Source organism: Pseudomonas sp. Bc-h, from assembly GCF_002080045.1.
Classification (GTDB): Bacteria; Pseudomonadota; Gammaproteobacteria; order Pseudomonadales; family Pseudomonadaceae; genus Aquipseudomonas.
The window spans coordinates 140,784-159,764 of sequence record NZ_MUIN01000014.1; the positions used below are offsets into that span (position 1 = coordinate 140,784).

Genomic DNA, 18,981 nt, shown 5'->3' on the forward strand with positions numbered 1-18,981 from the left:
CGATAAGGGGATCCTCTTGGATTTGTCGTCTGCTGCGTGGGTGTTTCATGACACCCGCCTGATCATCTGCTGCCTGATCGCCATTGCCACGATTATCGTGTTGATCAGCGCCACCAAACTCCCGCCGTTTCTGTCGATCCTGGTGGGTACTTTCATCGCAGGGATAGGTGCGGGGTTGCCAGCGGAGGCAGTTGCGAAAGCGTTCAGCAAGGGCGCGGGGGGCATTCTCGGGGAGGCGGGGATCATCATCGCGCTGGGTGCGATGCTCGGCGCGCTGATGGCCGAATCCGGAGCGGCGGATCGCATTGCGTCCACCTTGCTCGGGCTGGGCAAGGGCAAGACGTTGCCGTGGGTGATGGCATTGGTTGCGATGGTCATCGGCCTGCCGCTGTTCTTCGAAGTGGGCCTGGTGATGATGGTGCCGATCATCTTCGTCATGGCGCGCCAGTCGAACCAGCCGCTGTTGAAAATCGCCATCCCGGCATTGGCGGGCATGACTACGCTGCATGCGCTGATGCCTCCGCACCCGGGGCCGCTGATTGCGGTCAGCGCGCTGCACGCCGACCTCGGCCTGACGATGTTGCTGGGTTTCTGCATCGCGGTGCCGGCGGTGATCCTGGCCGGTCCGCTTTACGGCAACTGGTTGTCAAGGCGTTTGCACATTGAAGCACCGGCTGAACTGGGCGAGTTGTTTTCGGCCAAGCCAGGCGTCACCCGTCAGCCAGGTTTCGGTATCTCGCTGCTGATCATTCTGCTGCCGGTGATCCTGATGCTCGGCAGTACGCTGGCCAAGATCGCTCTGGAACCTGAGAGCAATATCGCGCTGACCCTCAAGTTTCTCGGCGAGCCGCTGGTGGCGCTGGGCATCGCGGTGCTGGCGGCGACGGTCTGCCTGGGCTGGGCCAACGGGATTTCCCGTGAGCACGTCGGCGGCACTCTGCGCAAAAGCCTGGCGCCGATCGCCGTGCTGCTGCTGACTATCGGAGCGGGCGGCGGACTCAAGCAGACGCTGCTGGATGCCGGTGTCAGCCAGACCATCAGCAAGGTCGCCGAAGGCGCGCACATGCCGTACCTGTTGCTGGCCTGGCTGATCGCGGTGGCGCTGCGTCAGGCCACCGGTTCGGCGACCGTGGCGACCACCACCACCGCAGGCATTCTCGCGCCGATGATGGCCGGGCTGGCGCCGGTTGAAGCGTCGCTGGTAGCACTGGTGATCGGCGCCGGCTCGGTGTTTTTCTGCCACGTCAACGATGCGGGCTTCTGGATGGTTCGCGAGTACTTTGGCCTGCAGCTCAAGCAGACTCTCTGGGTCTGGTCGGTATTGCAGACCATCGTTTCGGTGGTGGGTCTGATCGGCACGCTGCTGTTGTGGCATTGGTTGGTTTGACTCACTTGCAGCCTCAACTCTGATCGCTGTGGGAGGGAGCTTGCTCGCGAAATCGTTTCGACACTCACCATCAAGGTGACTGATACTTCGCTTTCGCGAGCAAGCTCCCGCTTACAAGTGCCGAATCCATCCAGATCCGGCAGCGCAGGTTCACACACTTCACTCCACCGATACCCACTATCAAGACGACTGATTTCTGCTGGAAAGGCCCGGCGCGTAGCCTTGGCTTCATTCCAGAAACGAGCCGAATGGAGGCTCCCATGAACCGTCTTCTTGCCCTCGCCATGTTGCTTTCAGTCGCCGTTGTTTCTGGCTGTGCCGCTGGCAATCATCCCGAATTGCGTGCTTACACCGCTGAGGAAACCCAGCAACTGGCCCTTGAAGACTTGAATCGTCGTGGCCTGTCCTACGATGAATATCAGGTCCGCAAGGCCCAATTACTGGCCCAGCCACAAATGCAACGGGCTCACGAGTTCGACAACCGTGGCGAAGTCAACGCTCAGGTCGTCACTCCCTCCAAAGCCCGCCAGGGTTGAGCGTTTCGTGTTGAAGGCACCGGGGGCACCGTTTCATAGCCTTTTTGGTTGTTTATGAAACGGTCTCTAGAAGCGTTCCGTCCGGTCGGCCAGGAGAGCTGCGAAGGCCTCGCTTACTGATCGCGCAGCTCAAGTCATGCTCATAGCGCCAGCTTCAAATGCCCCCCCGCTTCCTTGTGCCGCGCGTGGGTGCGGTGTTGCAGGCCGAGCAGGAAATGGTCCAGCCCGTCATGCAGACGCTGGGTCAGCAACTCATCGAGATCGCCCCCCAGTTCGTTGTCGCCATAGCTGATCTGGCTGTCGATGGCGAACACGCCGTGCAGCACTTCCTGGCATTTGAGCGCGGACAGTACGGGCTTCAAGGCGTAATCCACCGCCAGCATGTGCGCGATGCTGCCGCCCGTTGCAAGAGGCAGGACCACCTTGCCATGCAGCGAGCGCTCTGGCAGCAGGTCCAGCAATGTCTTCAACGCTCCGGAAAATGACGCCTTGTAGACCGGTGTGCCGATCAGCAGACCATCGGCTTTGGCGACGGCTTCGATGAAGGCGATGACTTCGGGGCTGTCGAAGCGGGCGTAGAGCAGGTCTTCGGCGTTGAAGTCCTGGATGCGTACGGTCTTTACGTCCACGCCGTGATCGGCCAGCCACTGCGCTGCGTGTTTGAGGACCACGCCGGAGCGGGAGCGGGTGGAGGGGCTGCCTGAAATTGAAACTACCAGCATGTTGTATGTCCTTGGGGTCGTTCACCCGAGGTGCGACAGGGCACCGTGCAGGTCGCGGTTTACGCGAAGGGGGATGGGCGGATAGACCCTTTGGGAGGTTCAAAGCAGCATGCGTGCCAGCCCGGTCGAAATGGCTTGGCGCCAGTGAATCCGGTGGCTGGAGGTTTTTGAATGGTGCTTTTCGGGTGGGGGTGGGTGATTCTGAGGTAGGGAAGTGTTGATTTGCTGTTGCTGGGGCAACACTTCCCGATCACCAGTGGTGTGTAGGATTTGGGTGTATATCCATTGTGTAGGGTGACGCTTATTGGGCTCTGGCTAACGCCAGAGCTGTTTCGCCTCCGGCGAGTTACTTGGATAAGCACCCCAAGTAACCAAGGGTGCCTGCTCCTGGTTTGGCCTCGACTTCGTCGAGGTTCCCTCACTCCGGCGACGCTCCGTGGGCCCGCGCCGAACGGACATCCATGTCCTTGCGGCGCTCTCGCGGCATCCATGCCGCTCGGCCCACTCCACGTCGCCTGCGTTCAGCCTGCACCCAAGTCGCGATTGGTGGTGTCTGGACTGGCGCGCATGAAGATCAAGATCAAGATCTAGATCAACTGCAACTGCAACTGCAACTGCAACTGCAATGGCGAACACCTTACCTGTAGCAGTGTCGAGCCGAAATCTTAAAGTTGGACACCCATCCCTGTGGGAGACGCCGGAGCTCTGCGACGGCAGCGAGACGGTGGATCAGTAGCAAGTGAGCCACCAGACCCACCGCTTCGCTGCCGTCGCAGAGCTCCGGCTTCTCCCACAGGGATCGTATCTGGACGACAGGTCTCTGTTCGCTTTTGATCTTGCTTCTAAGTGCGCGGAAGTCCAGACACCACAAAATCGCGACTTGGGTGCAGGCTGAACGCAGGTGGCGCTCCGTGGGCCGAGCGGCATGGATGCCGCGAGAGCCGCCCCCCGCCATGGATGGCGGATGGCGGCGGGCCCACGGAGCGTCGCCGGAGTGAGGGAATTCCGACGAAGGAGGAACCCAACCAGGAGCAGGGCCTTTTTGGTTACTTTTTCGGCTCTTGGAAAAAGTGACCCGCTGTAAGAGCGGAACCATAATCCGCGCCCCTGGAAATAACGGATATACACCCAACCCCGACGCCACCCCACCAACAAAAGCCCAAAAAAAATCCCCGCAGTCGGCCTCTGCGGGGATTTTGCTTTCGTCTTGCTTTTAACTCATCGCTTCAGGCTTGCCGCTCGAAGCCACTATCAGTTCCGGAACATCGCACCCGTCTGGATGATGTTGTTCGAACCCAACAGCTGACTCACATAACGGCTCCAACGAGTAATGTTCGCAGGCCCCACAAACACCACATCCTGCGCCGACAACTCAAAACCCTTGGCCAGCGCATAGGCGGTCGGCTTCTTCGCGTTCAAGTGATACACGGTCGCCGAGTGCGTCGCATCCTGCGCACGAATCACATACACCGCCTCACCATCGGCAGCATCCGGGCTCAGCCCGCCAGAAGTACCCAGCGCTTCAAGCAACGTCACGCTGGTAGTGCTGAACGAAATCACCTGAGGGCGCTGAACCTCACCCAACACGTAAATCTTGTTCTTCGAGTTGCTGTTCAGGTGCAGATAGTCGCCATCCTTGAGGAAGATCTTGCTCAGTTGCGAGTCCTTGCGGTTGAGCGAGTCAACGTCGATCACATAATCCTTGCCGTCGCGACGCAGCGTCAGACCGGCGAGGTTGGCGTCGGTCAAATCAAGACCGGCCTGGCTGATGGCCTGAACCAGGCTCAGCGGAATATTGGTGATCGGCTGCGGACCAGGCGACTTGAACGCACCCGACAGCAGTACGCGCTGGCTGTTGTAACGCAGCACTTTGACGTCGACCTTGACCTCGGTGTACTGCGGCAGCAAGCCCATGCGCAGCTGTTCGCGAATCTGTGAAACGGTTTTGCCCGCCGCCTGAATCCGACCGACATACGGGAAGAACACCGTGCCGTCGTTCAACACTTCCCGGCTGTTGGCGTCCAGTTGTTCCTGGGAGCCAGGAGCGGTCAGCTCAGGGTGCTCGAACACAGTCACCAGCAACGCATCGCCCGGGCCGACGATGTATTCGGGGGTTTTGTAATTCATCAGTTCAGGTGGCAATGGTTTTGCCAGGGCAGCAGCGGATTTCTGCTGCTGGGCCAACGTCGTCGGGGTGATATTGACGAGGGTGACCGCAGGACCGTCCGGGTCTTTATCAGTTACATCGCTAAGAGACATGTATTGACCTGGGGCGAATGCGCAGCCTTGCAAAACCAGACTGGAAAGCAGCACTACCGCTAACGTTACTTTCATATGAATGTTCCTTCTAATCCTAATAGGTGCGTACTGGCACCGCAGTGATTTCGTTGCATCCCTTACCAACACCGAACTTCGGATCACAATCGTTCAAACACTCAAGCACCTCCCGCCGAGCTTAGTAGCCATCGGCCATCGCTGTTGTTATTGGCAGACATTCTTTTTTTTTAGAAGCGTTTTAGAAGGCGTTCTTGTTGACGAAGCCTTTGAAGAGCGTCAGCAGGATGATTTTCATGTCCAGCCAGACCGACCAGTGCTCGATGTACTGCAGGTCGAATTCCACGCGTTTCTGCATCTTGTCCAGCGTGTCGGTTTCGCCACGCCAGCCGTTGATCTGTGCCCAGCCGGTGATGCCCGGCTTGACCTTGTGCCGCAGCATGTAGCCCGACACCTGTTTGCGGTATTGCTCGTTGTGCGCCACGGCATGTGGACGCGGGCCGACGATGGACATGTCGCCGCGCAGCACGTTGAAGAACTGCGGCAGCTCGTCCAGCGAGGTGCGACGCAGAAACGCGCCCAGCGGGGTTATGCGGCTGTCGTTGCGAGTGGCCTGAGTCACCACCGCACCGTTTTCCTGCACGCTCATGCTGCGGAATTTCCAGACCATGATCGGTCGCCCGTCCAGCCCGTAGCGGCGCTGACGAAACAGCACAGGGCCGGGCGAAGTGAACTTGATGGCGATGGCAATCAGCAGCAGTGGCAGAGCGATCATGGTCAGGATCACGCTCGACAGCACGATGTCCTCGATGCGTTTGACCATGCTCCACGCACCGTCCATGGGCGAGTCGAAGATACTGATGCTCGGCAGCCCGTTGATGCTTTCGCTACGGGCATGCAACAGCTCGAACATGAACACGTCCGGGATCACGTAGACCGAAGCAGTGGTGTCGCTCAGGCCTTTGATCAACTCTTGCAGACGTGCCTGTGCGCCGAGCGTCAGGGTGATGTAGACCTTGTCGATCTTGCCGTCGCGGGCGTCCTGGATCAGTTCGTCCAGATCGCCAAGCACCGGGATGCGTCGACCGATTCGCGCCAGGTCCATCTGCTCGGGTTGTTCGTCGTAGAAACCCAGCAAATTCAGGCCCATCCATGGCGCGCGCTCGATTGACAGCGCCAGGCGTTCACCACAGTGACCGGTGCCGACAATCGCCACGCGCCGGGTGTTGAAGCCGCGGCTGCGCAGGGTGTGCAGCAGGCTGCGAATCGCCAGCCGATAGCCACATAAAGCCACCAGCACGCCGGCGAACCAGGCCATCTGGCTGTTATTCGCAAGGTCCGCCGGTTGCAGCAGCAGGTAGTCGACGAACAACAGCAGGACGAACGCCAGCCCCCAGTAGTTCGCCACCTTCAACAACTCGCGAACGATGCGTTCGCCGCGCCACGAGCCGTACAACTGGTGATATTCGGCCAGCCAGTGGAAGGCCACCGCCGCCAGCAGGATCTGCATCCAGGTTTCGGTGCTGGTCGTCGTGCCAGTGAGCAGGTTGACGCTATAGCCGCCGAGGGTGATGACCGCCAGGTCCAGCAAACGGTGGGCGACCGACAAGGTTGATTGATGAGCATGCAAGATGCCGCGAAGTGGTGTGCTCATGTTCTGTGCTCGCTCAGACGGATTTGATCGGAACAACGCGGGCGGATAAATCGCTGGCAACCAGCGTCGGCGCGACCAGACTCGGTTGAATCTGAGTCGCCCGGAACTGCATGGATTGACGAGCCTGACGCGATGCGGTCAGACGCAGTTCGACGAACTGACGCATTTCCTGCTCGAAGCGCGCTTCGCTGAAACGCTCGGCGTTGGCGCGGCAGGCCTGGGCCGTGATGCGTTCGCTGGCGGCTTCGAAGGTTTCAATCGCCTCGATCAGCGACGCCACGGTCTGCTCCGGGTAGAACACCCCGGTCGGTTGCGGATGATCCAGACCGCAGACAGTCTCCAGCACGCCCCCCTTGCCGAACGCGATCACTGGCGTGCCGCAGGCCTGGGCTTCCACCGGGCTGATACCGAAGTCTTCCTCGGCAGCGAACACGAACCCCTTGGCGTTACGCATGTGCTCCTGCAACACCGCAAACGGTTGAAAACCGAGCAGGGTCACGTTCGGCGCGTTGGCCGCAATGGCCTTGGCTTTTTCCATTTCCGGGCCGTCGCCAACCATCACCAGACGTTTGTCCGGCATCGCCGCGAAGGCTTCGACGATCATCGGCATGCGCTTGTAGGGAACCATGCGCGAGGCGGTGAAGTAGTAGTCCTGTTTCTGTTCCTGGATCGTGAAGCCCCGGGTGTCCACCGGCGGGTAGATCACCGTCGATTCGCGACGATACGACTTGGTGATCCGCGCGCCGATGAAGTGCGAGTTGGCGATGAAGTCATCGACGCCTGCGGCGGTGCGCTGATCCCACATGCGCATGTAGTGCAGGATCATTCGCGCCACTTTGCCCTTGAGGCCGCTGCTCATGTTGGCCTCTTTCAGGTACTGGTGTTGCAGGTCCCAGGCATAGCGGATCGGCGAGTGCACGTAGCTGATGTGCAGTTGATCGGGGCCGCACAGCACGCCTTTGGCCACCGCGTGGCTGCTGCTGATGATCAGGTCGTAACCGGACAGGTCCAGTTGCTCGATCGCCATCGGCATCAGCGGCAGATAGCGCTGGTATTTGGTCTTGGCTTTGGGCAGGCGCTGGATGAAAGTGGTGGTCGCGACCTTGCCGCCCAGCTGCGCGCGGTCCTGGTCGCTGAGAAAGTCGATGACGGAGAAAAGATCCGCCTCGGGCCAGATCTTGATGAGCGATGCCAAAACCCTTTCGGCACCGGCGTACGTCACCAGCCAGTCGTGGACGATTGCAATTTTCATTGGAATTCTCTGCAGTAACGGTTCACAGAAACCCTGCACGTCGAGCGAAGCTCGCGAGGATTTCCCCAGAACGGTTTTTATTTGCGCAGGGGCTGGATCAGACGCTGACAGGTTGCGTCTTGGCCCTGCGATTATTGAGGCGTTTTCCAAGCTGGATAAAAGGCGACTCGATGTAGCGGAAACTCAGGTGAGCGGCACCCAGTGTCAGCAGGGTGGCGAACAGCGCGATGATCAGCGCTGAAGCACCGGTGCGGGCCAGGACGAACTCGGCCAGCATTCCCATCGACGGGTGCAGCAGGTACAGCGAGTAGCTCACCGCGCCCAGCCAGACCAGAGCCGGGTGGCCCAGGCGCACGCTGCGGGTCAGCAACAGAAAACTGCTGATGGCCACCGCGTAGGTGAAGCAGTAACGGCCCCAGGTTTCCCCGGTGCCCATGTCCTTGTTGTAAGCCATGATCAGCGTCGGCGGCAGCAGCACCACGAAGGCGATCAACAGCATTTTCAAATTGCGGGTCAGCTCTGGGCTGTGTTCGGCCAGCAACCATTGACGCCAGATCGAACCGAAGAACATCAGCGACAGCGCCAGCGGCAAGGCCACCGGCAACTTGCGGTCGGTCAGCTCGCGAACCAGGGCCATTGCCAATGCCATCAGCAGAAACGCCAGCGAGCAGCGAGCGCGGAAGGTCTGGTCGTAGAGCTTGCCGCCGATGAACAGCGCCAGGCACAGGGCGTAAAACACCAGCTCGATGAACAGCGTCCAGTACAGACCGATCACATCATCGAAACCCAGTGCCGCTTGCACCATCGTCAGGTTGGCGACGATCTGTTTGATTGGCGGCAGTGGCTCGCCGGTCAGGCCAAGCATCACCACGAACACCAGCAGCGACAGCCAGTACGCCGGGTACAGGCGCATGAAGCGCGAAATCAGAAAGCGTTGCGCGCCGTCGGGGCCGGGCTTGAGGCTGTATGGGATCACCACGCCGCTGATCATGAAGAACCACAGCACACCGAGCTTGCCGGGGTCGATCAGGTAATCGAAGACCCAGACATGACCGACGACCGGCAAAAACAGGTGGGTGAACACCACCATCAAGGCCGCGATGCCGCGCAGCGCGTCGAGATAGGCCAAACGTTTCATGGGCGTGCCTCAGAGCTTGCTGGAGGATTCACGACGCAAGGCGTCATTGCCGGTGCTGGAGCGCCGATCCCTGGGTTGATTGAGCAGCGCGTCGATGCGTTGTGAGACCCGGCGTGCCGACTCTTCCCAGGAAAACCGGGCCACGTTGTTCAGGCCGCGTCGGCGCAACGACTGACGCAGCGGCAGATCAGTGAGAATTCGCTCCATGGCCGAGGCCATGTGGCTGATGTCCATCGGGTCAAAGTACAGCGCGCTGGCTTGCAGCACTTCTGGGATCGACGCCGCGTTGGCTGCCAGCACCGGACAACCGCAGGCTTGTGCTTCCAGCGGCGGAATGCCGAAACCCTCATACAGCGAAGGAAACACGAAAGCCGTAGCGCCCTGATACTGCTCGATCAACTGATCGTCGCTCAGGCGGCCGAGGAAGCGGATGCGTCGGTCGCGGCTTGCCAGGCGCTGCAGGTTGTCATCGGCGAACACATCACTGGCGCCACCGACGATGTGCAACTGCAGGTCATCGTGATCGCGCAGCATCAGAAACGCCTGAATCATCCGGCTGAAGTTCTTGTGCGCGCTGGGTGAGGACACTGCCAGTAGATATTCCGGCTGATCCTTGAGCGGCGGGCCGGGCTGAAAGGCCCCGCTTACGGCATTCGGTACCACGAAAATTTTCTTTTCGGAGTAGTTGTAGAACTGCGAAATCTCACCTTTGGAGAAGTTGCTGACCGTCAGCAAGGCCCTGATCCGCGACAGCATGATCGGCGTCATGGTCCGGTATAGCAGGCGGAACATCCGGGTGTAGCTTTCCGGGTGCCGCACATAGGTGACGTCGTGGTGCGTGGCGATCTGATTGCCGTAGAACAAAGGCGCCGTACTGCACAGCGAAACCAGTAACGGGCTGCCGTTGCGCTTGAGGTACAGCGGCAGGTCCAGTTGTTCCCACAAGTGCCCGCTGTTGCGACCGATGCATTGCACGTCCAGTGCCTTGGCACTGTCGAGCATCTTGATGCCGTGGGGGGCGACGAACACCACGTCGTCGCGTTGTTGTTTCAGCGCCAGACAGGTCTGCTCTGCGAAGCGTTGAACGCCGCGCAACTCCTGGGTGAGAAAGCGTGCATTGATCACAATCATTGTGGGCGACCTGTTGAAGAGGTGAATGAGTCGTACGCGGCGCAAAAGTCCGGGAGCGCCCTGAGTGAAGGGGCGCTCTCAATGCGGACATGAAAAAAGGGGGTGAAGCTGATCAGGGCAAGGCAAACAGCGCCGGGCGAGTACCCAGACTTATTATTTTCGGGAATTCATCGATCGGCACTTGCGCCGAGCAACGCCCGTCATTGCAGTTCCAGGGGATGCCGCTGTCGACCAGACCGTTCTGCGGCTCACGGGTGTCGATGTATTGCACATTGCCGTGTAGCACGCTGCTGGCGTCGAGCTTGATCGGCCTTGCCAGTCCGGCGGTCCAGGCGACCATGATCTGTTCCGAACCTCTGGCAAATCGCAGCAGGTATTGCGAGTCGATCTCGCGACTCTTCTCTGCGTCATAGCGGTACTGATGCAGCGTCGGGCTGATGGCTTTCAACGTCAGGTAGGCCTGCTTGATGCTCAGGTCCTGATTGAGCAGCCCGAAATTCTGCTCGGGGTCACTGTCGTCAGGGCCATCGTTGAGCAAACCGTTCCACCACATGCCCTTGATGTTGGGCATCGTCTGGGCCAGAAAGAAGCTTCGCGCCAGAAACGCCGCCTGAGTCTTCTCATCGCCACCGCATCGCCCTTCGTTGCTGGGCCAACCCATTTCCGTGAGGTACAACGGCACGGCTGTCTTGTTGCGGGTCTTCTCCTTGAGGTCTTCGCTGATCCGCCGCAGCCAGGCGATCCAGTTTTCCGGGGTGTTGCGTTCGTCGGCGCGGCAATGCACATAAGGGTGCAGCGACAGACCATCGACATGGTTGAGAATGCCCGACTCCACCAACCGGTCGGCGAAGCCCAGATCCATGCCTTGACTGGTGACCGCACCGGCGAGAATCACCATCGGCCTCTGATTGCTGCGAATGCGCCGTGAGGCCTCTTCGATCAGTACGCTGTAGTCCCTGGCGAACACCGGATCGACCGGGTTCTCCTTGTCCCACTCGTTCCAGATTTCGTAGAAGTCCACGCTGTCGGTCAGTTGCTTTGTCACGAAGCTGATGTAGTTGCCGTAGGCCTCGCGAACATTGGGTTTACGCGGTTTGGCGTAGTTGTCGTAGAACGGGTTGCCGTAACCCAGCACCAGCAGCGGCCGCAAATGATGTTCCTGCGCCTTGCTCAAGTAGGCCTGCCAGGCGGGTTCTATTCTCATCAAGCCTCGTCGGGGCTCGGCGCTGGACCAGTACGCGTCATCGCGAACCGAGTCCACGCCAGCCGCTTCGAGCAACTGCAAGGCCTTGGCAGACGTGGTGGTTTTGTTCATCAGATGGGTGTCGACCCCGATGATGAATGAATCGTCGGCAATGCTTGAGCAGCTGATGAACAAACCCAGCAGCAGGACCGTCAATGGTCGTCGTAACCTCGTCAGGCGCGTGATGGGCATGGCTTGTCTCAATGAAGAGGCACGGTCCGGAGCGCTTGCTCAGGTAGGTCTCGGGCCGTCGGCAAGTGGAGTCGGCATCGTGCGCAAGCATGACCGGATGGTGTCAGACCGTATGAGGCAGGACCGTCGGATCGCGGTGCACGATGTTGTCCAGCAACGTCTGGGCAAAGATGCTTTCGTAGCTGTCGAGCATCAGGTCCAGGTTCAACAGCGCCGCGACACTGACCCGTGCCTGACTGCTCAGCCGGGCCAGCAGATCCGGTTGTTGATGCAGTCTGAGCATCGCGTGCCCCAGTGAGTCAGGATCCTGCGGGCTGCAGAGCAAACCGTTGAGCGGGTCCTGGATGATTTCCGGCAACCCGCCCATGCGGCTGGCGATGACGGGCACCGAGTGCGCACAGGCCTCGACGGCGACCATTCCGAACGGTTCGTTCCAGAGCGATGGCACGACGGCAACATCGATCTGACTGTAGAAGGCTTCGGGCTTCTGGTAGCCGACGAAACTGACGTTCGACGAGGTGGCCAGAGCCCTGAATGCGGCTTCGTCGCCGGCTTGACCACGCCCGGCTATTTGCAAGGTGGCGTCGAACGGCAGGCGCTGAAACTGTTCGATGAGCCAGCGTACGCCTTTCTGCTCGGACAGGGTGCCCATATATCCGAAACGCAATGGGGCCTTCTTCAGCGACGGATCAAGCTGACGCTGTTTGCTCGGCGAGTTGTACACCGCCGCATAAGGACTGGCGTTGTGCACCACATAACCCTTGGCGGCGCTGAAATAGCCGCGCTTTTGCAGTTTGTCGAGAATGAACTGGCTGACCCCGACCACCGCCGACACCTGCGCCGAACGCCCATCGTGGCCCTTGCGAAACGACAGGCAACTGCTGCATTGCTGCTGGCAGCACTGGCCGCGCTTGAACATGTTGGCGCTTGGGCACATCAGGTACATGTCATGCAGCACCTGAACGATGGGCAACCGGGCAGCCGTGATCTCGTCCCACACCGACACCGACCAGCCGGCCAGGTTATGGCACACCACCAGTTGCGGTTGTTCGTCCGTGATCACCTGTTTCACATAGCTGCGCATCGCGCCGTTGTAGCGATCGCGCAGATGCCAACCCAGACGGGCAAGGCGGCCGGGGCGATCAGCGCCGAAGTGCCAGTAGAAGTTGTGCAGACCGGCGCGGTAGACCTTGACGCCATTGACCGTCTCGGTCGATAGCCCCGCGTCGGGACCGGTCACCAGCACGCTGACCTGACAGCCGCGTTGCTGCAGGCCCTCGACCGTGCGCTGAAGAATGATTTCCGCGCCGCCGCCGACGTGAGGTGAATACAGACTGCTGATGAACAGTATTTTCATAATGGATACGACTGATTCAGACCCAGTACGCCGGACTCACCGTCACGGATGGCTTTTTCGATCAGGCCCAGACGCTCTTCAGCGCCGCGCCGCTTGGCGATCAGGCGCAGCAGGCGGAAGAACACCCAGCGGTTCAGGCTGTACAGCAGCGACGAGTTGGCCCAGATGTTCTTGTCGAACCAGGCCTGGTTGCGGGCGCCGTAATAAGCGCGCAGATCCGAACCACCCAACAAGAAACTTTCATAGATGTTGTTGGTGCGGGCCTTGATGTTCCAGGAGTTCTCCAGGTCGTCGAGGACCGCATCGGGCACCAGGAAAATCCGGCCGCCACCTGCGGTGATGCGCCAGGTGTATTCGCTGTCATCGGCGTAGAGCATCAGCGCGTCCAGCGGCAGACCGATCTTGCGATACAGGTTGCGGTGGGCGAGCAGGCCGCCGTAGGTGGCAAACGGCAACTGCACCATTGGCAGCTTGGTGTGCGAAGCCTGCGGCGCACCCCATGGCAGACGGCGCCAGATCTTGTAGGGCAGCTGTGCGATGTGGAAACCGAAAAAGCTGGAGCGCAGCTGGATCGCGAAACGCTTCGGCACACCGGCCGCGATGTCTGCCTGGTGAGTCGGGCGGAAACCCAGTACAGCAGCTTTCTCCTCACCATCGATGAGCTTGCGCTCTTCAAGCACCTGATGCAGCGTCGCAATGGCGTTGATGGTCGGCGCGTTGTCGTCGTCCATCAGCCAGATATGCTCGGCGCCAGCGTCCAGTGCCGCTTGAATTCCCACCGAGTAACCCTTGGCAGAGCCGGTGTTCTGATGCATGTAGATCACGCTTACCTGATCCGGCCAGGTCTTGCGCAAGGTTTCCAGCGGCGAGGTGGACGCGTTGCTGACGATGATCACGCGATCGATCAGCGGGCTCTCCAGCGAGCGGCTGACCAACGTGTGCAGGTAGTTGAAACGGTCACCATAGGTGAGCGTCACCAGAGTCGTTTTGTGGGTCATGGTGAGTTCCGGGCGAAGAGGGTTCAAGAGGCTGAAAGCGTCAGCCCCGAGGGAGGCGGAAGAAGTTTTGATGCTGCGTGAAGATCCTGTAGCAGTCCGGCCGGACTGCCACACGAGCGAGACCGTGGTCCGCTTTGCTTAAACCCGCGCTTCCATCCGCGTCAGGCTGCTGACCGGCAAAGTCACTTTCTGTTCGCGGTGCAGCAGGTTAAGCAGGATCACCGCGCGCTCGTCGCCGTCGGCCGCGAGGAAAATCGCTTCTACGTCGTTGAAACCCTCTGCGGTGATACGCACCGCATCACCCTGCTGAAAGGTCTCTTTGGGCGGTGGTGCCAGCAGGCGTTCGCGAATCTGATCGATCAGATCGTCTTTGACCGGAATCGGCATCCCGCCGAAGGTCACGATGCGCGCCACGCCACGGGTGGAGCGGATCGGGTACCAGTTGTCGCTGGTCTGGTCCATGCGAATGAACAGGTAGCCGGGGAACAGCTCCTCTTCGGATGGGCCACGGGAGCCGCGTTTCTTCTCACCATGCTTGACCGGTCGGTAGCATTCGAAGAGCTGACGCTGCAGATGTTCCTGAGCACGGCCTTCCTGGCGGGGTTTGGTTTGAATCAGGTACCAGCGCGCGGGTTTGCTCGAGGTGCTGTCGGCTTGAGACATAATTCTTCACTCCACTGCAATCCGTTTCGACAGGGTAGGAACAAGCTCAGGGTGTTGCGTCAGCCTGGCCAGCAATCCGGGTTCGGCGGCAGGCGGGTTCTTGTCCAGCTGAAACTGAGTCAGCATGTGTTGAACCTGCTCGACGCAGTTGAACATCAGAACGTCGATGATCGACAGATTGGCGACGAAAGGTTGCCTGAACTGTCGATACTCCACCGGGCTCATCCGGAAAAACCGCACCAGCAATCTGTTGCGTGCGAAGTGGTCACGGTCATACACCACCGATCCACCCTCCGGGGTAATGAAAGTTGTCGCCTCGAAGGTGTGGGCAATGCGGATGATCCGCTCCTGCTTGTCCACAGGGCTGCCCAGAATAAGGTCGGAACTGCGCATGATCGGCGTGACGATGTGTAGATAAGCACACATTTCGCGAATTGCATGTTCGGCATACAACGCGATGTTCTGCTGCGGGAAGCGGATCAGTCTTTCGACCAGTGGCATGACCTGATCGAAATAGGGCGCTTCCTGATAGCACTCGGTGATCAGGCGAATCAGCCGCTCGGCCTCGTCGCTGAAGTGGTCACACAGTTGCCGTTGATTGATCTGCAACACGAAGCGGTCTTTCTTCAGCGGGAAGGTGATCAGCCGCGCTTCGCCGTTCTGCAGAATGCGATTGCGGTTCACCCAGCCGGAGCGCACGTACTGCAGATCGTCTCCCAGGACGAAGACGTCTGCAGCGGCGATCAGTTGAAAATAACCCAGGTAAGGAAAGAGATAGGGTTGCATCACTGCAATGGTCCTGGCCATCAATACGTCTCCTTTACTTCAGCGACTCACGCAGCGTTCACTTGCGAACGGTGGTGTAGTCATACCCGTAGGCTGCGCAGTCGTAGTCGGCGGTCGAGGCCTTGCGCAGTACACCGTTGAAAATCGCGCCTTTGATCAGAATGCCGTTGTGCATCAGGCGACGTTTGCAGGCTTCGATTTCCTTGGCAGTGCTGAGGCCAAAGCGGGTGACCAGCAGGCAGGTGCCCGACTGACGGCCCACCAGTGTGGCGTCGGTGACGGCCAGGATCGGCGGGGTGTCGACGATCACCAGGTCATACAACGGCGACAGGTCAGTGATCAGCTTGTTGAAGTTGTCATGCATCAACAGCTCCGACGGGTTAGGCGCCGCGAAACCGCAGGAAATGAAGTCCAGGTTGCGCACTTCGGTGTGGTTGATCACTTCCTTGCTTTTCAGCCGTGCCGCCAGGGTGTCGGACAGACCGTGCTTGGGCGTCAGGTTGAACAGCTTGTGCAGGTAGCCTTTGCGCATGTCGGCGTCGATCAACAGCACGCGTTTGCCGGTCTGGGCAATGATCACCGCCAGGTTGCTGGAGACGAACGACTTGCCCACGCCCGGAGTCGGGCTGGAAATCATCAGCACGTTGTTGCGCGCTTCGAGCATGGCGAAGTGCAGGCTGGTACGCAGGCTGCGCAGCGACTCGATCGCCAGTTCCGTTGGCGCGCTGACACTGAGCAGGCGTGGCTCTTTACTCCCGGAGCGGCTCTGGCTGGCTTTGTCCAGACGCTCTTGCTGACGCGAAAACGGCAGCGACGCGTAGACCGGCATGCCCAGGTTTTCGATCACATCCGGGTTATCTACACCACGGTAGAACGCCTGACGCACGAACACGGTAGCGACGGCGAGCAGCAGACCGACCAGTGCGGCGACCAGCACGATGATTTTCTTCATCGGTTTGACTGGCTCTTCGACGTTGGCGTCGGCGTTGTCGATGATGCGTACGTTGCCGATGCTGCCTGCACGAAGAATGTCCTGCTCCTGGCTCTTGTCCAGCAGCAGGGTGTAGGTCTGGGAAGTGACTTGCATGTCACGGGTCAGACGCAGCAATTCTTGCTGGGTAGCAGGCAGGGTTTCGATTTTCTTCAGCAGCGCCGCTTTCTGTGCTTCAACCTGGCTGATCTGAGTCATCAGACCACGATAGGTCGGGTGCTCTGGCGTATACAGACGTTCGACGTCGACGCGCTTCATCTTCAGGTCAGACAGAGTGCCCTCCAGCTTGACCACTTGATCGAGCACCGATTTGGTCTCGACGCTCAGGTCGACCGACTTGGCGCTGGTCTGGAAGTTGTTCAGGGCAATTTCCGATTGTTCCAGCTGCTTGCGTACGGCTGGCAGTTGCGAACGCAGGAACTCCAGACGCTGGGCGGCTTCGGCCGAGCTGCGTTCGACGTTCTGACGCACATACAGACGGCTGACTTCGTTGAGGATGCGTTTGGCCAGTACCGGGTCGGCGTCCTGAATAGACAGATAGACGATCCCGGAATCCTTGCCCGCTTCGATGATTTTCAGACGATCCTGATAATCCAGCGCTGCGGTCAGGGTGCGCTGACGGATGACGGTGAACTCGGTGCCAGGACGGCCATTGAGCGCAGCCACTTGAATCTTCACGCCGCTGCCTTCGACCGTCTGACCGACCGGCCCGCTGAGCAGCTTGTTGTGGTCTTCGTCGTAGAGGCTGAAGCTTTCAGGTTTGTCCACGACCATGGTCAACTTGTCGCCCAGTAGCGAGTCAGGCACTTCCAGCTGGAAGATGTCGATTTTTTCGCCGCCCCAGGCGTAGCTGTCCAGACCGAACATCGGCGAGGCCAGTTCGCCTTCGTGATCGGGCTTGAAGTGACGAGCCATGTAGCCGCCGATGCCTGGTACATATTTAGGCTTCTGAATGATATTAAGCTTCAGGTCATCGACGACCTTGCCCAGCACAGCGCGGGACTTGATCAGCTCGATTTCGGTGGTCGCCTGCGAAACCGACAGCGGTTTGGCATTGATCTCGGTGCGACCTTCGATGCCGATTTTCTTCGGCTCGATCTGGATCATCGCGTTGGCCTGGAAGATCGGGGTGGCGAGAACGGCGTAGGTCACGCCAATCAGGACGCAGACACCGATGATCGATGCAATCATTCCCTTGTGATCGAAAAGTGTGCGCAAGATAGTCGCCAAATCGATCCGGGAGTCCTGGACCTCGTCCAGGGAAGTACGGTTCATAGCGGTCATTTATCTTGGTTCTCCTGACTGAAGATAAGGAAGCCAGTCGTCGACGCAACGCGAAAGCTGCTCGTAGGTCTGTTCAAAGGCTAGTTTCGGGCGCCGGTACGGGTCGGCTATTTCCAGTTCGTCTTGCCATTTGCCAATCAGAAACGTCTTGCCGCGTACCTCGGGTGCGAGCCTGAGCACGCTTTGCGTCTGGCGGTGTTCCATCAGCAGGACAAGGTCCGCGTCGTGGAGCATTTGCCGATCGACCTGCCGGCTTCGATGCTTGTGCGCTTCGATACCGTTGAGTTGCAAGACGGCCTGGGCCAGAGGATCCATGGTGGAACTGAGCATGGCGTGAGTGCCTGCCGACGAGATGGCGATGCGGGGGTTTTGCACGCGTTGTCGGAACATGGCTTCGGCCATGGGGCTGCGACAGATATTGCCGACGCAGACCACCAGAACGTTACTGAACATGACCTTTGGTGAACGTTGTCATCAGTCTCTTGCTGATGTTGAAGCTGAAATTGCGTCCCACCTGCAGCAAGGTCTGCACCTTGCGCTGGGGCGTGATCGCCGACATCGAATACCCGACCAGTTCCATCAGGAAATACTCGTAGAGCTCGTCGTTGCCCAGGCGGTTGTAGTAGTTGGCCAGCGCGCCGGAAGTCTGCAGGGCCATGTGCAACTTGCGTTTGTTCGAACGCATGGAGAACACACCGCCAGGGTGCAGGCGATACATTGCAGGCTTGACCTCGCCCATGAACTTGCCCTTGCCGTAGGCGCCCAACAGCGACCACCAGACCAGATCATTCAGAGGTGCACCGACCAGCTCCCTGGGCAATGAGTCGAAGACATTGCGAAACACGGTGGTGAGCGTCGAGATCGGCCGGGCTTTCTGCAGTTCCAGCGCCGTGGCATCTGCGCGCAGATCGCCTTGCAGCTGAATCTCGTACTGGCCGCTGATATCGAAAGGGATGGCGTCGTGATAAGTCAGCACGTAATCCGGGTGGCTTTCGAGGAAGTCCACCTGGATCTGCAGTTTGCGCGGATCGGTCCAGTAATCGTCGCCTTCGCAAAAAGCGATGTAGCGCCCGCGGGCCTCGCCGAACAGGCGCGGGACCGAAGGGTTGCCTTGCGAGTACTGGTTCGTCTCGTGATAGAAGGCGCGGATCAACGTCGGGTAACGCTTGACGTAATCGGCAATGATGCGGGCGGTGCCATCCGTGGAGGCGTCGTCGTTGACCAGAATTTCAAAGTCGAACGATGTTTCCTGCATCAGAAAGCCTTCCAGCGTCTGAGCGACGTAGGCTTCCTGGTTGTAGGCTGGGCAGACGATGCTGACCAGGGGTGCGGCGGACGGCGAAAGGCTCGTCTTTTTGCTAGTAGCATCCATG

General features: G+C 59.5%; 16 protein-coding genes. 2 read left to right on the forward strand and 14 right to left on the reverse strand.

The window, feature by feature from the left end:
- Positions 1-16 precede the first annotated feature (16 nt).
- Entirely contained in the window at positions 17-1,387 is a 1,371-nt protein-coding gene (locus tag BWR59_RS27035; protein ID WP_081568752.1) for a gluconate:H+ symporter, read from the forward strand.
- A gap of 260 nt (positions 1,388-1,647) precedes the next feature.
- Positions 1,648-1,923: a hypothetical protein gene (locus BWR59_RS27040; RefSeq protein ID WP_081568753.1), complete on the forward strand. Its 276-nt coding sequence runs from the start codon at positions 1,648-1,650 to the stop codon at positions 1,921-1,923.
- A gap of 140 nt (positions 1,924-2,063) precedes the next feature.
- On the opposite strand, the gene ssuE is transcribed toward BWR59_RS27040, so the two are convergent.
- From ssuE to BWR59_RS27120, 14 genes are all read right to left on the reverse strand, one after another.
- A complete protein-coding gene (ssuE, locus tag BWR59_RS27045; protein ID WP_081568754.1) occupies positions 2,064-2,645 on the reverse strand; it encodes an NADPH-dependent FMN reductase in 582 nt (193 codons plus the stop codon).
- 1,251 nt (positions 2,646-3,896) lie between these two features.
- On the reverse strand, positions 3,897-4,979 hold the full coding sequence (locus tag BWR59_RS27060; RefSeq protein ID WP_081568756.1) for a polysaccharide biosynthesis/export family protein: 1,083 nt from the start codon (positions 4,977-4,979) through the stop codon (positions 3,897-3,899).
- 181 nt (positions 4,980-5,160) lie between these two features.
- Positions 5,161-6,573: an undecaprenyl-phosphate glucose phosphotransferase gene (locus tag BWR59_RS27065; protein WP_081568757.1), complete on the reverse strand. Its 1,413-nt coding sequence runs from the start codon at positions 6,571-6,573 to the stop codon at positions 5,161-5,163.
- Positions 6,574-6,586: 13 nt separating this feature from the next.
- Complete coding sequence (locus BWR59_RS27070; protein ID WP_081568758.1) at positions 6,587-7,825, reverse strand: glycosyltransferase family 4 protein; 1,239 nt, start codon at positions 7,823-7,825, stop codon at positions 6,587-6,589.
- A 97-nt stretch (positions 7,826-7,922) separates the two neighbouring features.
- Positions 7,923-8,963 (reverse strand): acyltransferase, encoded by a 1,041-nt coding sequence (locus tag BWR59_RS27075; RefSeq protein WP_081568759.1) that lies wholly within the window; start codon positions 8,961-8,963, stop codon positions 7,923-7,925.
- Positions 8,964-8,972: 9 nt separating this feature from the next.
- A complete protein-coding gene (locus tag BWR59_RS27080; protein WP_081568760.1) occupies positions 8,973-10,094 on the reverse strand; it encodes a glycosyltransferase family 1 protein in 1,122 nt (373 codons plus the stop codon).
- Positions 10,095-10,206: 112 nt separating this feature from the next.
- The gene (locus BWR59_RS27085; RefSeq protein ID WP_081568761.1) at positions 10,207-11,529 is read right to left on the reverse strand and encodes a hypothetical protein; all 1,323 of its coding nucleotides are present in this window, start codon (positions 11,527-11,529) and stop codon (positions 10,207-10,209) included.
- Between the two features lie 103 nt (positions 11,530-11,632).
- The gene (locus BWR59_RS27090; RefSeq protein WP_081568762.1) at positions 11,633-12,886 is read right to left on the reverse strand and encodes a glycosyltransferase family 4 protein; all 1,254 of its coding nucleotides are present in this window, start codon (positions 12,884-12,886) and stop codon (positions 11,633-11,635) included.
- On the reverse strand, positions 12,883-13,884 hold the full coding sequence (locus tag BWR59_RS27095) for a glycosyltransferase (RefSeq protein ID WP_081568763.1): 1,002 nt from the start codon (positions 13,882-13,884) through the stop codon (positions 12,883-12,885). The genes BWR59_RS27090 and BWR59_RS27095 overlap by 4 nt, the downstream gene beginning before the upstream one ends.
- A gap of 138 nt (positions 13,885-14,022) precedes the next feature.
- Positions 14,023-14,547 (reverse strand): transcription/translation regulatory transformer protein RfaH, encoded by a 525-nt coding sequence (rfaH, locus tag BWR59_RS27100; protein WP_081568764.1) that lies wholly within the window; start codon positions 14,545-14,547, stop codon positions 14,023-14,025.
- A 6-nt stretch (positions 14,548-14,553) separates the two neighbouring features.
- Entirely contained in the window at positions 14,554-15,354 is an 801-nt protein-coding gene (locus tag BWR59_RS27105; protein ID WP_081568765.1) for a WbqC family protein, read from the reverse strand.
- Positions 15,355-15,391: 37 nt separating this feature from the next.
- The gene (locus BWR59_RS27110) at positions 15,392-17,608 is read right to left on the reverse strand and encodes a polysaccharide biosynthesis tyrosine autokinase (protein WP_081568766.1); all 2,217 of its coding nucleotides are present in this window, start codon (positions 17,606-17,608) and stop codon (positions 15,392-15,394) included.
- On the reverse strand, positions 17,609-18,061 hold the full coding sequence (locus BWR59_RS27115; RefSeq protein WP_081568767.1) for a low molecular weight protein-tyrosine-phosphatase: 453 nt from the start codon (positions 18,059-18,061) through the stop codon (positions 17,609-17,611).
- Positions 18,051-18,980, reverse strand: coding sequence for a glycosyltransferase family A protein (locus tag BWR59_RS27120; protein ID WP_081568768.1), 930 nt, complete (start codon positions 18,978-18,980; stop codon positions 18,051-18,053). The genes BWR59_RS27115 and BWR59_RS27120 overlap by 11 nt, the downstream gene beginning before the upstream one ends.
- Between the last annotated feature and the right edge of the window lies 1 nt (position 18,981).

Excerpts from the sequence above, each read along its gene's own strand:
- BWR59_RS27040 (WP_081568753.1), top strand. The coding sequence starts at position 1,648 with ATGAACCGTCTTCTTGCCCTCGCCATGTTGCTTTCAGTCGCCGTTGTT.
- ssuE (WP_081568754.1), bottom strand. The coding sequence starts at position 2,645 with ATGCTGGTAGTTTCAATTTCAGGCAGCCCCTCCACCCGCTCCCGCTCC.
- BWR59_RS27060 (WP_081568756.1), bottom strand. The coding sequence starts at position 4,979 with ATGAAAGTAACGTTAGCGGTAGTGCTGCTTTCCAGTCTGGTTTTGCAA.
- BWR59_RS27065 (WP_081568757.1), bottom strand. The coding sequence starts at position 6,573 with ATGAGCACACCACTTCGCGGCATCTTGCATGCTCATCAATCAACCTTG.
- BWR59_RS27070 (WP_081568758.1), bottom strand. The coding sequence starts at position 7,825 with ATGAAAATTGCAATCGTCCACGACTGGCTGGTGACGTACGCCGGTGCC.
- BWR59_RS27075 (WP_081568759.1), bottom strand. The coding sequence starts at position 8,963 with ATGAAACGTTTGGCCTATCTCGACGCGCTGCGCGGCATCGCGGCCTTG.
- BWR59_RS27080 (WP_081568760.1), bottom strand. The coding sequence starts at position 10,094 with ATGATTGTGATCAATGCACGCTTTCTCACCCAGGAGTTGCGCGGCGTT.
- BWR59_RS27085 (WP_081568761.1), bottom strand. The coding sequence starts at position 11,529 with ATGCCCATCACGCGCCTGACGAGGTTACGACGACCATTGACGGTCCTG.
- BWR59_RS27090 (WP_081568762.1), bottom strand. The coding sequence starts at position 12,886 with ATGAAAATACTGTTCATCAGCAGTCTGTATTCACCTCACGTCGGCGGC.
- BWR59_RS27095 (WP_081568763.1), bottom strand. The coding sequence starts at position 13,884 with ATGACCCACAAAACGACTCTGGTGACGCTCACCTATGGTGACCGTTTC.
- rfaH (WP_081568764.1), bottom strand. The coding sequence starts at position 14,547 with ATGTCTCAAGCCGACAGCACCTCGAGCAAACCCGCGCGCTGGTACCTG.
- BWR59_RS27105 (WP_081568765.1), bottom strand. The coding sequence starts at position 15,354 with ATGGCCAGGACCATTGCAGTGATGCAACCCTATCTCTTTCCTTACCTG.
- BWR59_RS27110 (WP_081568766.1), bottom strand. The coding sequence starts at position 17,608 with ATGACCGCTATGAACCGTACTTCCCTGGACGAGGTCCAGGACTCCCGG.
- BWR59_RS27115 (WP_081568767.1), bottom strand. The coding sequence starts at position 18,061 with ATGTTCAGTAACGTTCTGGTGGTCTGCGTCGGCAATATCTGTCGCAGC.
- BWR59_RS27120 (WP_081568768.1), bottom strand. The coding sequence starts at position 18,980 with ATGGATGCTACTAGCAAAAAGACGAGCCTTTCGCCGTCCGCCGCACCC.